We start from the raw sequence: 14,949 nt of genomic DNA on the forward strand, positions 1-14,949 counted from the left end.
AATAGAGGTTTTCCCAATGAGAAAAGAAATTCACCCAGAATACAAATTAGTTACTGCAACTTGTTCATGTGGTAACGTTATTAAAGTTGGTTCTACGCTTGGTAAAGAAGAGTTAACTTTAGATATCTGTTCAGCTTGTCACCCATTCTACACTGGTACTCAACGTGTTGTTGATACTGGCGGTCGTATTGACAAGTTCAAAAAACGTTTCGGTGCTTTATCTTCTAAATAAGATAACTACCACGTTTTTTAAAAAGCACCTTAGGGTGCTTTTTTTGTGTCTAAAATTTGAGTATTTAACGTGTCTTTACGCTAAAAAGGCTCATTAAGAGCAATATATTATCTTTGTTAACTTGTACGTTATAATATGAATTAGCTCTGTGATTATGATCAATATTTTACTATCATCACACTTTACTTTTTAAAAATAATTTAAATTACTTAATTTACTATAATGGAATTTATAAATGTCAGACAAACGCCAACAAGCCCTTGATTATCATGCATTTCCTAAACCAGGAAAAATAAGCATCGAGTTAACTACTTCCGCTGAAACAGCAGACGACTTATCATTAGCTTATAGTCCAGGTGTTGCTGAGCCAGTGAGAGAAATTGCTGCGAACCCAAATGATGTCTATAAATATACAGCTAAAGGTAATTTAGTTGCGGTTATTACAAACGGTACTGCTATTTTAGGACTAGGTAATTTAGGTCCATTAGCGTCTAAACCGGTAATGGAAGGTAAAGCATTATTATTTAAACGATTTGCTAATCTTGATGCGATAGATATTGAAGTAAAACACCGTACGCCAGAAGAATTTATTAATACGGTTGCTAATATTGCAGACACATTCGGTGGTATTAACCTTGAAGATATCAAAGCACCAGAATGTTTCATCATAGAAAAAGAATTAAAGCAGCGCTGTAGTATTCCTGTTTTTCATGATGACCAACACGGTACTGCTATTGTAACCGCAGCGGCGATGCTCAATGCGTTAGACATCCAAGGTAAAAGTATTGAAGATGTTAAAATAGTGTGTATGGGTGCGGGTGCTGCGGCCATTGCTTGTATGGAGTTATTAATTAAATGTGGGGCATTACGCGAAAAAATCTACATGCTTGATCGTAAAGGCGTCATTCATACTCGTCGTGATGATATTAATGAATATAAGCAACGTTTTGCAAACAATACTGATCAACGTACTTTGCAAGATGTTATCTGTGGTGCCGATGTGTTTGTTGGTGTGTCAGGTCCGAATGTTCTAGGAGCTGAAGATGTTAAATTAATGGCACCAAACCCGGTTATCTTTGCTTGTTCAAATCCAGACCCTGAAATCAAACCTGAGTTAGCTCATTCTGTTCGTGATGATCTTATTATGGCGACTGGACGTAGTGATTACCCTAACCAAGTTAATAACGTTTTATGTTTCCCATTTATTTTCCGTGGCGCTTTAGATGTGCGAGCAACAGATATCAATGATGAAATGAAAGTGGCGGCGGTTAATGCGATTCGTGAAATTGCTAAGCAAGAAGTGCCGCAAGAAGTATTAACGGCAAGTGGCAGTAAAGCCTTATCATTCGGTAAAAATTATATAATTCCTAAACCAATGGATCCTCGTTTGTTAAAAAGCATTGCTGGTGCAGTTGCACGTGCCGCAGTTGAAACGGGTGTTGCTCAAATTGAATTGCCAGATAATTATATGTTATAAAATGTTATAAGATCCGTCTCATAAGTTAATAGTGTTGTTTCTATTTGTTGTTTTTTTTATCTTAATAGAACAGAATAGCGCCATTAATGGGCTATTATTGGCTCAGGCTTCACAATATACAATTTATTAGTAAATGATTTATATTGATTAGACTTCAATAGTGGAATCAAATGCTAATAAGTTGTAAATTACGACATTTATTTTTTCCATCACTTTCTTGTAAGGGTAATTATATGACAGGAAAACCTTCATCTTCTCAGTTTGAAGTGAATAATATTGCAGATCCGCTATTTATTCATGCTGAGCATATCGCAAAAGACTTTTCTTTATTTCCAGATAATTCATTACCGTCAAATACAGATGGTGTAGAAGGTCTTATTGAAAGTCAGCGAGTTAAATCGAATCTAGCGACGATTAAAAAGCTAGATGTTGATGCATACATTGCGCGCACAGTAACGCCAGCTGAAAGTAATAAACGTCCTGGCTCTAAAAGTATTATTGAAGGCTTTAACGGTAAAATCGTAACACAGCAATCAAACGGTGCTTTTTACTCTGCTGAAATGGAATTAGACTTTGGTGGCTACAGCCGTCGTATTGGTATAATTGCACAAGAACGTAGTTCAAATAATGGTGCTTGGATGCCTGAGCATCACTTAGCTGCAAGCAAAGCAATCCGTAAGTTTGCGGATATGTCGTTACCTATTGTGTATTTAATTGACACACCGGGAGCGGATGCGGGCGAAGAAGCTAATAGCCAAAATCAAGCACACAGTATCTCTCAAATGATCACTGAAAGTGCCAATGTTGATGTTCCTACTATCGGTATAGTAGTGGGTGTTGGTTATTCTGGTGGTGCAATCCCTCTAGCGACAGCTAATATTTTATTATCTGTTCGTGATGGTATTTTTAATACTATTCAGCCAAAAGGTTTGCAAAGTATTGCTCGTAAGTACAACTTGTCTTGGCAGGAATGTGCTCAGTCTGTAGGCGTTTCACCTGAAGAGCTACTTGAAATGGGGTGTATCGACGGTATCGTTGATTACTCACCTGTTGACCAAGATGAGCGTCAGCATAACCTTCAAAAAGCGATTATTTCTGGTATTTTATCTATCGAATCAAAATCAGTTGAATTTGTACGTAAATATCCAGATATTCTAGAACATTATAACCGTAGCTTATCTCGTTACCTTGAGCCTTCAATCAAATTGACTGCGATTGAAAATGCAAATGAAGCACGTTTATTAGCTAAAAATCCAACATCTCATAATAATGCATTCGGTACGACTTACCGTTACATGCGTTATTTAACATTACGTTCACGTATTAAAGCAATTCAAAAGAACGAATATGGCCGTCTATCTAAATTAACTGTTCCACAAGGTGATTTAAAAGCACGTGTTGAAGCTGACCGTAAACAAGTATTCTTAAACTGGTTAGAAAATCCAGATAAGTTAATTTATGACGATACGTTAAATAAAAATTGGAAGACATTTTTACAAAAACGCGAAGATAAAGGCGTTGAACGTAATGCATTAACCAAACTTATTTTAGGTGAGCCAAAAGCAAACTACGATAATGCGCGTAGCACGCTAATGATCAATCTAACTTGGTCTCTATATAACCGCTGGAAAACAAGTGCTGAAAATAACTTCCATTCTCTTATTAAACATTTAGAAAATGAGAAAGCAGTACCGTTGACTGAAGAGTGGCCTGTTCTAGCTGAACTTAATATTATTGATGTGGTTTCACATGTAGAAACGCGTGAGTGCTTTATTGTTCATTGTCGTCATATGCTTGTATTTAATGCCTTATACGATAATACGATGGGTAACTTAGCGTCTATTGCAAAAGAAGCAATGGCAACGAAAGAACTTTCTCGTGAGTCTGTATCTTCATTAGTGCGTAGCTCATTAAAAGCGGCACTAAGTAAAGTAAGTGATGACGATTACGAACAATTAAAAGTAACGTTTAATGCATGGTTACAATACTTCACTGAACAAGCTGAGCGTGGTGAAATCCTAGCGAAAGTTGAAGAGTGGAAGAGTATTGGTGCACCGCAAATGAACTCTAGTTTATTTGTAATATTGACTTACTTGTTCGAAAAATTATTACCTGAGTATTACAACAGCCGTGATAATGAAAGTTCTTACAACGGTGCTATTAACCCAGTTCGAATCGGTCGTCGTAAAGATTTCTGGAACCGTTTAACAATGGGCTACCAGGATCTATTGATTCAAGCTGTATTACGTTCAGAAAAAAGTAAAAAGAATAATTCTCATCAAGCTATTATTGATAAGTTTTTTGCAAACTTTAAAGAGTCTAAAGCAGACTTAATGACAGCTAACCTACTAGAATTCCCTGGTTTTCGTTTATCTGTTGAAGATGCATTAGATAAAAATATCAAACCATGTGGTTTAATTACGGGTACTGGCGAATTTAAATTAGAAAGTGGTGAAGTCCAACGTGTTGGTGTTGCTGTTTCTAACTTATCTTTCCAAGCCGGTGCGTTTGACATGGCAAGTGCAGAAAAATTCTGTGCGCTATTAGTTAAATGTGCAAAACAACATTTACCGGTTGTTGCTTTCATTAGTTCTGGTGGTATGCAAACCAAAGAAGGTGCTGCTGCACTCTTCTCAATGTCTGTTGTTAATGACCGAATTACACGTTTTATTCGTGATAATGATTTACCGGTTGTTATGTTTGGTTACGGTGACTGTACTGGTGGTGCACAAGCAAGTTTTGTAACGCATCCTATGGCACAAACTTATTACCTATCAGGTACTAATATGCCATTTGCTGGGCAAATGGTTGTACCTGCATATTTACCATCAACGTCTACATTATCTAACTACTTATCACGTGTACCTGGTGCAATGGATGGCTTGGTTATCAACCCATTCTCTGATGATTTGAATGATAAGTTACGTGAAATTGATGAAAACATGCCAATGCCTGTTGTGACAGTTGAAGAAACAATTCAACGTGCTCTATCTGGCTTTGTCCCTGTTTGTAATCTTTCTGATGATAACGTGTCTAAATCTGACCCTCGTCAATTAATGCATCCGGTTAAGAAAGTATTAATCCATGCTCGTGGTTGTACTGCGGTTAAACTGATTCGTATTGCGAAACAGAATGATATCAATGTGGTATTAGTTGCGTCAGACCCTGATATGACATCAGTACCTGCAGATATGTTAGGTGAAGGCGATAAACTGGTTTGTTTAGGTGGTAACACATCTGATGAAAGTTACTTGAATGCGAGTTCTGTATTAAAAGTTGCTGAATATGAGCAAGTTGATGCATTACACCCAGGTATCGGTTTCTTATCTGAAAGTCCTCATTTTGCCGATTTATGTATCAGCCACAAAGTTAACTTTGTTGGTCCAAGCATGAACAGCATGTTGACTATGGGTAATAAATCAAATGCGATTAAAACAGCACAAGATAACGGTGTACCCGTTGTACCTGGTTCTCACGGTATTTTAAGTGGTGCAGAGCAAGCGTTAGATATCGCAAACAACATGGGTTACCCTGTGTTGCTTAAAGCGGTAAATGGCGGTGGCGGTAAAGGTATCTTAGTGATTGAAAAAGCTGAAGATATGTTTGCTGGCTTTAATCAAGTTTCTGCTGAAGCACGTAGTGCATTTGGTAACGGTGACTTGTACTTAGAGAAATACATTACCTCTCTACGTCATATTGAAGTGCAATTATTACGTGATAAATTTGGTAATACTAAAGTATTAGGTATTCGTGATTGTTCTGTTCAACGTAATAACCAAAAAGTAGTTGAAGAGTCTGCATCAACTATGTTGCCAGAAAGATTAGAAAAAGAAGCGTTGAAACATACTGCTGCACTCGCTGACGCTGTTGATTATATGGGCGCTGGTACGGTTGAATTTATCTATGACTTAGATGCAGATGACATCTACTTCATGGAAATGAATACGCGTTTACAAGTAGAGCACCCAGTAACTGAAGCAACATCATGTATTGATATTGTTAAAGCACAATACGATATTGCATCGGGTGGTGACATTTCAGACTTGAAACCTCAGAAGAAAGGTTATGCTATTGAAGTCCGTGTTACGGCTGAAAAAGCAGGCTTAGATGCTGATGGTATCATGCAGTTATTACCTTACCCTGGTAAAGTGGCTGAGTGCATTATTCCTGAACAAGATGACGTTGAAGTTATTTCAATGATTGCAACTGGTAAAGAAGTTTCTCCATATTACGATAGTTTAGTAGGGCAGTTTATTTGTCATGGTAAAGACCGTAACGATACTGTTAAGAAGCTATTAGCTTTCTTAGATAAAGTGAGCATTAAAGGAATTGCGACTAATATTCCTTTATTGCAACGTATCTTAAAAGATGAAACGTTCTTAAACGGCGTATACGACACAACTTACCTGCCTAAGTTCATGGCAACACTTGACCAACAAGTGATGATCGATGAAATGGAAGCTTCAGCGGCTTCTGGTATTGAAGGTGTTGCAGAGTCTATTCAGGTCGATGGTAGTAACGAGTTAAAAGTTATTGCTCAAAGTGCTGGTATTTTCTATCGTGCTTCTTCACCTGCAGAGCCTGACTTTGTATTAGAAGGTGACATTGTTAATGTTGAACAAACATTAGGTTTGATGGAAGCAATGAAAATGTTCTCTCCAATCACGCTAGGAAGCTTCAATCGTAAAGACGCAGTACTTTATGATGCGAAGACTAAATTCCGTGTTGAACGCATCATTAATACGAATGGTCAGCAAGTATCAAGCGGCGACTTGTTATACATTATAACGCCTTTATAACGTTATAATGTATACGAAAAAGCCAGTCTATTGACTGGCTTTTTTTTGTGCCTAATAAAGTATATGATGGTTGAATAGGCATTTGTTTATATATGGAAATTCTCTTGTTAACGTCTTTAAAATTTACCTTTAAAAAAAGTATGTTGAGATACTGTTCTTTCTTCTTATTTTTCTATTCTATTAATGCCCTATCTGCTGAAGTATTGGTGTTACATTCTGGTTATCAAGGGGATGAGCAAACACGTCAAATTCAAAAAGGCATTGAAAAAAAATTCAAAGATAGCAATATTTCATTATATGTGTCGTATTTAGACAGTAATCAAACCATGTCAGAACAAGCATTAATTCGACATGTCGATTTTCTGTCAATAAAATTTGCGACTAAACACTTCGATGCAGTGATTACTAGTGGTGAGAATGCGCTTAAATTAGTGCAGGATTATGGTGAGCGGTTATTTATTAATACCCCTATTATTTTGACCGGTATTAAGTTAAAAAATCATTCATCTGCTGACTTCTCTTATAAATTATCTGCCGTTGTAGAGCCTGAAAATATTTTTGATACCGTTGCGCTAGCGCTCGATTTATTTCCTAAAGCAACGGATATTTATATTGTAACGGGCACTTCCTCTGCCAGTAAACTAACCGAGGAAACAATTCAGCAACTTTCTAAAATAACTAAACAAAGTGTAACTATTTTAAGCGCAGAAACAGAAGTTTCCTTAAAGCAAATAATTAGTAAAGCGCCTAATAGAGCCGTGTTGATCTTTAGTGATTTTTCTAGAGATAAAAATGGTGCATTTATAAACCGTACTGAAATGCTTAAGTCGCTAACATCGATTGCTAGAATCCCTTTGTTCGTATTACACCAACATGACTTAATTGAAGGCGTGTTAGGCGGCGTTGTTACAAGTGGTATTGTTCAGGGGAGAGTTGCTGCAGATAAAGTTTTACAGCTTTTACAGGGTACTTCAATAGAAGATTTACCCATAGAAATAAACTTAAATAACAACCCCCTTATACAGTACGCAGAATTATTAAGATGGGGCATTAAAGAGAATACTTTATCTAATAAGTATCAAGTTATTAACCAGCCAAATCCTGACAATGAAACCAATTTTGGCTTGATGACTCTATTGATTATTTTACTTACCTTTACCTTAACCTTTATATGGATATGGCGTAAATTTCATCATTTAGAAGTCTCCACTTCTTTATTAAAAGCAAAGCATGAAAGAGTTAAAAATATCTTTAATGTTTCTTATGACTTTATATTTATCTTAGACCTTGTTGGTGAAGTGAAAATGGCCAATCAAACGGCTTTAGACTTTATTAAAATGTCTGAAAGCGATATCAATGGCGAGATATTATGGGAAACTCCTTGGTGGCAACATGATGCGACGAGCAAAAGAAAACTAAAGTCTGCCATGGGCCAAGCGCGAGTGGGAAAAACGGCTCGATTCGAATGCCGATTAATTAATAAAAATAATGAAAGCTCTGCTTTTGATGTTTTCATCCAACCAGTTAAAAATGATCAAGCTATTGGTAGTAGTCGTAATGAGATTACTTCTATTATTGTTGAAGCACGTGATATCAGCAGTATTAAAGCAGTAGAAGAAGAAGTTCAAAAAGCCAATAAACGTTCAAATCTTTTATTAGACGAAAGTCCTTCAATGTTACTCATGTTAAACGTACAAGGTTTGATTTTATCTTGTAATAAGTTTGGCTGTAATTTATTAGGTTATGCTGATGGAGAGTTAATTGGCCGAAATCTTGTCACACTTTATTCTCAATTGGTTAATATTAATGAACTAAAAGATTACCTTGCTGAATGTGCTGATCGAGAAGGGATGCTGCTAACGCGGGAAATATCTTATTCTACAAAGAATGGTAGAAAAGTTTGGATTAATGAACGTGTAAGAAAAATAGAAGGCCATGATCAATACTTCTTAGTGTGTGAAAATATCACTGAGCGTTACGAGCTTTCTAAAGAGTTAAATTACCGTGCATCGCATGATTATCTAACAGGATTAAAGAACCGTTTATTTTTTGAAAGCCAGTTAGATAAAAGTCTACAAGATATACAAACATTAAATAATCCCTGTAGTTTGATGTATTTAGATATGGATAAATTTAAAATTATCAATGACACTTGCGGACACCACGCTGGAGATGAAGTGTTAAGACAAATCGCCACGATCTTGACCGAAAGTGTACCAACCAGCGCAATGGTCGCAAGATTAGGTGGAGATGAGTTTGCTATTATTTTACCCATGCTAGAGCTGGATGAAGCACATAAAGTAGCCGAAACTATTATTTCCGCCATTGCGAAGCATTATTTTTTATGGGAAGAACATCATTTTTCATTAGGTATTAGTATCGGCCTGACTGAGCTATCTACTTTCTCTAGAGATGGAGTGCAGGCACTTAATTGTGTTGATAGTGCTTGTTATACCGCTAAGCAATCAGGGCGAAATCGTATTCATGTTTATGAGGAAGATAAACAAGAGGAGTTGCGTCGAGAAGAAGTCGTTTGGGTAACTAAAGTGCAAGATGCTTTACGTGATGAAACGCGTTTTTGTTTATATGCACAGTTAATTAAGCCAGTGGATGGCGATGATGATTATTTACATTATGAAATCCTAACAAGAATGATTGATGAAAATGGTGAGCTAGCGCCGCCGGCTAAATTTATTCCAATTGCTGAAAGTTATAACTTAGCTGATAAGATTGATATGATCATTATTACGAAAACTTTAAATTGGCTTAAAAATCATCCTGAGCATGTTTTAAAGTTAAATATGTGTTCAATTAACTTATCGGGGCAGTCACTTGGCGACCCTAAATTTATTGAAGATCTCGTTCAACTATTAACACACTCTTCACTACCACTAGAAAAACTGTGCTTTGAAATCACTGAAACGGTAGCAATAGGTAACTTTAGTAATGCATCTAAACTAATCAATTCCTTGAAAAAATTAGGGTGTAAATTGGCATTAGATGACTTTGGTACAGGTCTTTCTTCATTTGGTTATTTAAAACGCTTAAATGTAGATTATTTAAAAATCGATGGGGTCTTTGTTAAAGATATGGCAAGCGACGAACAAGACTTTGGTATTGTTAAAACAATCCATGAGTTAAGCCACCTATTTGGTAAAAAGACCATCGCAGAATATGTAGAGAATGAAGATATCATCGAAAAATTAAAAGAAATTGGTGTTGACTATGCTCAAGGTTACCACTTAGGAAAACCTATGCCGATAGATATGATGGCATTATTGTCAACTTCATTGAACGAAGAGGATTATTAATGGATATCGCATTAATCTGTAATGAAAATATTCTGGCGCCTAAAGCAAAGAAGTTACGCGAAAAATGGGGGTTTTTAGCCTCTAAAAGTGAACAGTTTCAACTACGCTTATTACCTGAATATTTAGCGCTTGAGCAATTGGATGACAAACAACAAGGTTTGGTCTTTGTTGATTTTGCCTCTGGTGCTGTTGCTCACCGTAGAAAGTTTGGTGGTGGTAAAGGACAATCAATTGCAAAAGCAGTTGGTATTAAAGCTGGAATAGAGCTTCATGTCATAGATGCGACGGCAGGGTTAGGACGTGATGCTTTTGTACTTGCCTCTTTAGGCTGTAAGGTTGATATGGTTGAACGTTCATCGATTGCCGCTGCGTTATTACAAGATGGGCTAGAAAGAGCGTATCTAGATAGTGAAATAGGGGAGTGGATGCAACAACGTATGCGCTTAACTCATGCAAGTGGTTATGAGTATCTGCAAAATCACCAAGCTGATATTGTTTATTTAGATCCGATGTTCCCACATAAAAAAAAGTCTGCGTTAGTCAAAAAAGAGATGCGTGTATTCCAGGGCGTGGTTGGTGCTGATTTAGATGCGGATGATCTATTGGATGTTGCATTAGCCGCCGCTAAATACAGAGTCGTAGTAAAGCGCCCCGACTATGCCCCATTCTTAAATGATAAAAAGCCTAGTATGAGTATCAACATGAAAAATAATCGATTCGATGTTTATGTAAAACAAGCCATTGGCCGTTAAGGGAAATTGTTGTGATGTATAGTTGTACTATTGTTGTCGCTGTAACTATACATCGACATAAAATAATCAGTGTATGTTAATACTCTATTTTGAAGCCAGTACAATAGTTATTAGCTCTATTAAATATTACCTAAAGAAGTCTCTCTTAAACTTAGATTATTGTACAGGCTCATTGGCTAAAATCTACTTTGATTGTCTCTTGATATATTAATCTAAAAATTACGTACTCCATTATGTGCTACAAAACTAAATACTGTATTTAGTTTTCATCTCAAGAGCTGTTATATATTTTGTTAATTCATCGGAGTATAATCTTAGTTATATAAAAGATTCTGTATGTTTCTATATGAATTGATAGAAAGTATTAATCTATTTCACACGACGATTAATACTAAAAATAACAGCTACTATTAAATGTGCAGAACAGAGTTTGATCACTTAAAACAAGTAAGATAGAAATAGTAATATTGAAAAGAGTCATTTTAGATAAACGTTTATACTTAAAATTACTGGCAGAATCAGGTATTCTGCAGAAATTAACTAATAACCCCCAATTAACTTATTAAAATAGTGGATATACCGATGATTGTATTAGGACACCAAAACCCAGATTGTGATAGCTTATGTAGTGCTATCGGCCTTGCTAGTTTATTTAATAAAATGGGCAAATCAGCAACTCCTGCATTACAAGGTGAACCAAATCCTGAGGCGTTATTCTTATTAGAACAATCAGGTTTACCTCAACCTGAAATCCGCACCGAAGTTGCTGGCGAAGAAATTTTTATTGTTGACTACTCTGACTGGGGTCAAGGTACTACTGACATGAAAAAAGCAACTATCTTAGGTATTGTTGATCACCATAAATTAGGTGATATCACAACATCAACGCCTTTAGAGTGTTGGATCTGGCCTGTTGGTTGTAGCGCAACCATTGTATACAACATGTACAAATTTAATAACCAAGTACCTGATGCACCTGTAGCGAAAATGATGATGGGCGCGATTATATCGGATACGGTTAACTTCCAAGGTCCTACTTGTACAGATATCGATATTGTTGCTGCTAATGAATTGGCTGCACTTGCTGGTGTTGACGATATTCAAGCTTTTGCAGAAGCACAGTTTGAAGCTAAATCAGATATTAAAGCGGTATCGGCTGCTGAACTTATTTTACGTGACCAAAAAGTGTTTGAAATGGCTGGCGAGAAATTAGCTATTGGCCAATTAGAATTAACATCATTAGAAACAGCATTTTCTAAAAAAGATGAAATGTTAGTTGAAATGAAAAAATTACAAGCAGAAAAAGATTATCACTCAACTATTGTGCTATTAACTGATATTAATAAGCTAGATACAACGGCATTAATTATCTCTAAAGATGCTGATAAAGTAGCAACAGCATTAAGCAGTACTGTTGTTGATAATATGTTTGAATTACCTGGTGTGGTTAGCCGCAAAAAACAAATCATCCCATTCTTACAAAATTCATTTGAAGCTTAATCAAACAGCTATAAGTAATTAACTTTTTATATTAATTACTAAGAACAATAAAAGGCGAATCTCTTTGTGAGACTCGCCTTTTTTATTATCTGTTTTAAAGCTAATCGCTTATATAGTAAATAACACGTTAATCTTATTTGTTAAAATCGATCACTTCAGTTTAATATTTGATAACATCATTCATCTTATTCTTATTTCCAATATTGAGGTTTCATGCATATTCATATTCTTGGTATCTGCGGCACGTTCATGGGCGGTGTTGCTATTCTTGCTAAATCATTAGGCTACAAAGTCACTGGTTCAGATAAAAATGTTTATCCGCCAATGAGCACTCAGCTTGAAGCGCAAGGCATAGAGCTGATCCAAGGGTTTGACCCAAGTCAACTAGATAGTAAACCTGATTTGGTTGTTATCGGTAATGCGATGAGTCGTGGTAATCCCTGTGTTGAAGCTGTTTTAGATAAGCAGATCCCTTATATTTCTGGACCTCAATGGTTATTAGAACATGTCTTAAAAGATAAATGGGTATTAGCCGTTGCAGGTACTCATGGTAAAACATCAACATCGAGCATGCTTGCTTGGATTTTAGAGTATGCAAATATGCAACCTGGTTTCTTAATCGGTGGGGTACCTGAAAACTTTGGTTTATCCGCTCGTTTAGGCAAAACACCTTTCTTTGTGATTGAAGCTGATGAGTACGATAGTGCCTTTTTCGATAAACGTTCTAAATTTGTTCATTACCATCCAAGAACATTAGTAATGAATAATCTTGAATTTGATCATGCTGATATATTTGAAGATTTAAATGCCATTAAAAAGCAATTTCACCACCTGATGAGAACAGTACCCAGTACAGGACGTGTTTTTTTACCGAACAAAGACGAAGCCTTAATGGCCGTTAAGCACATGGGATGCTGGAGTGAAGTTGAATATTTAGGTGAGAATTGGTCTGCTGAAAAAATGAAGGGTGATGGTACGCAATTTGAAGTTAAACTTGATGGCGTTAAGAAAGGGCAAGTTAATTGGAATTTAATGGGGGATCATAATGTTGATAATGCACTCGCTGCAATTGCTGCTGCACGGCATGTTGGCGTGACCCCTGAAATTAGTGTTCTTGCATTAGCTGAATTCAAAAGCATTAAACGTCGAATGGAAATTAAAGGAAAAATTAATAATATTACTGTTTATGATGATTTTGCTCACCATCCAACTGCGGTTAAAACAACACTTGCAGGTCTACGTGCTAAAGTCGGAAATGAAAGAATCATTGCAGTACTGGAGCCGCGTTCAAATACAATGAAACTAGGTATTCATAAGGAAGCATTAGTTAATTCATTAGCGCTTGCGGACACGGTTTATTGCTTTGAAGATAAAAATATTGAGTGGTCTATAAAAGAGTTGTTTGATGAGCAAGGCAAAATCGTTCATGTCGAAACAGATATTGATAAACTAGTAAACGAATTAACAGTGCTAGCAAAACCACAAGATCATATCTTAATAATGAGTAATGGTGGATTTGGTAATATTCACCAAAAATTACTAGATAGCTTAAACAACTAAAATAGTTTCAATAGCTTAAATAGCTTAAATAACGAAAGCAAAATAAACGACCTTAATAAGAATGAATAAGTTAATTAAGTCGTAACAATATAGGATGATTATGCAATATAACGATACGGTAACATTAGGCGTAACAGGGGCATCAGGTAGTGGTTATTTTTTAAGCCTATTACAATCAATGGTCGATGCGAATGTAAAAGTTTATCTAATATTATCCGAAGCAGCACAAATAGTATTAAAAACGGAGGTCAATGAAGATTGGCCTACTGACATTGAATCGCTTAATGAATTTTTAGTTGAGCGCTTTAATGCCAAAAAAGATCAAATTACAGCATTGACATCAAAAGACTGGTTTTCACCAGTCGCATCAGGATCGTCAGCACCTAAAAAAATGGTAGTTTGCCCATGTAGTTGTGGAACACTAGCTTCTATTTCACAAGGGTTATCAAATAACTTAATAGAAAGAGCGGCGGATGTGGTATTTAAAGAAAGAGGGCAGTTAATTGTAATGCCAAGAGAAACACCATTTTCTACATTACATTTAAAGAATATGCTGACATTATCTGAGTTAGGCGCAACGGTTATGCCACTAGCACCTGGGTTTTATCATCAACCTACCACAATAGAAGAGCTTCATGAGTTTATGGTTGCGAGAGTAATGGATCATTTGCAGATAAAGCATCAAGCTAGTAAAAGATGGTGTGAGTGATATTTGAGCATAAAAGCATTGTTTTTGATTGCTTTTTAAACGATAAATAAAGAAAGTTAAAAATAGTGATTTAATTAACATAAAAGGCTTGCCAATTGTTTTGTGATCCCTATAATGCGCCCACAGACACGGGATGTAGCGCAAGTTACCTAGCGAGTTTGAGAATAAAAGAAACGCTTTAACGATTAAAACTTCGGTTTGAAATTAAGTTAAAATAAGACGTTGACATTATTCGAAAGGCGCGTAATATACGCCGCCTAGCCGAAAGGCACGCTCTTTAACAATTTAATCAAACAATCTGTGTGAGCACTTGTTGTTGATGTGATTTCAAAAAAAAATCAAAGTCCTACTAGTTAGGCAATATCAATAATAGTGACACACGAAATAATTCATTATTTCAGAATAATAAATTGTTAGTTGCTTATATTTATATAAGTCATTAGCAGTAAGTTTTAGTCAGTAGTATTGAGTCGCACTTTTAGTTAAGTGCAAATTAAACTTTAAATTGAAGAGTTTGATCATGGCTCAGATTGAACGCTGGCGGCAGGCTTAACACATGCAAGTCGAACGGTAACAGAAAGTAGCTTGCTACTTTGCTGACGAGTGGCG

At 36.1% G+C, this 14,949-nt stretch carries 8 protein-coding genes and 1 rRNA gene; all 9 read left to right on the plus strand.

Annotated elements, in window-relative coordinates; genetic code table 11:
• Positions 1-16 precede the first annotated feature (16 nt).
• Positions 17-232, plus strand: coding sequence for a 50S ribosomal protein L31 (rpmE, locus tag SP041_RS05250; RefSeq protein ID WP_025563502.1), 216 nt, complete (start codon positions 17-19; stop codon positions 230-232).
• A 235-nt stretch (positions 233-467) separates the two neighbouring features.
• Complete coding sequence (locus SP041_RS05255; protein ID WP_025563501.1) at positions 468-1,709, plus strand: malic enzyme-like NAD(P)-binding protein; 1,242 nt, start codon at positions 468-470, stop codon at positions 1,707-1,709.
• Positions 1,710-1,942: 233 nt separating this feature from the next.
• Entirely contained in the window at positions 1,943-6,508 is a 4,566-nt protein-coding gene (locus tag SP041_RS05260; protein ID WP_025563500.1) for a biotin carboxylase N-terminal domain-containing protein, read from the plus strand.
• A gap of 104 nt (positions 6,509-6,612) precedes the next feature.
• Positions 6,613-9,819: an ABC transporter substrate binding protein gene (locus tag SP041_RS05265; protein ID WP_025563499.1), complete on the plus strand. Its 3,207-nt coding sequence runs from the start codon at positions 6,613-6,615 to the stop codon at positions 9,817-9,819.
• Entirely contained in the window at positions 9,819-10,571 is a 753-nt protein-coding gene (locus SP041_RS05270) for a class I SAM-dependent methyltransferase (RefSeq protein ID WP_025563498.1), read from the plus strand. The genes SP041_RS05265 and SP041_RS05270 overlap by 1 nt, the downstream gene beginning before the upstream one ends.
• Before the next feature lie 582 nt (positions 10,572-11,153).
• Positions 11,154-12,071, plus strand: coding sequence for a manganese-dependent inorganic pyrophosphatase (locus SP041_RS05275; protein WP_025563497.1), 918 nt, complete (start codon positions 11,154-11,156; stop codon positions 12,069-12,071).
• 213 nt (positions 12,072-12,284) lie between these two features.
• Positions 12,285-13,631 (plus strand): UDP-N-acetylmuramate:L-alanyl-gamma-D-glutamyl-meso-diaminopimelate ligase, encoded by a 1,347-nt coding sequence (gene mpl, locus SP041_RS05280; RefSeq protein WP_025563496.1) that lies wholly within the window; start codon positions 12,285-12,287, stop codon positions 13,629-13,631.
• Positions 13,632-13,731: 100 nt separating this feature from the next.
• Positions 13,732-14,340, plus strand: a complete 609-nt coding sequence (locus SP041_RS05285; protein ID WP_025563495.1) for a flavin prenyltransferase UbiX — start codon at positions 13,732-13,734, stop codon at positions 14,338-14,340.
• 502 nt (positions 14,341-14,842) lie between these two features.
• Positions 14,843-14,949: ribosomal RNA gene (locus SP041_RS05290) — 16S ribosomal RNA — on the plus strand; the annotation flags it as partial.

The sequence above is a fragment of the Psychromonas sp. SP041 genome, assembly GCF_000470315.2.
In the GTDB taxonomy this organism is placed as follows: Bacteria; Pseudomonadota; Gammaproteobacteria; order Enterobacterales; family Psychromonadaceae; genus Psychromonas.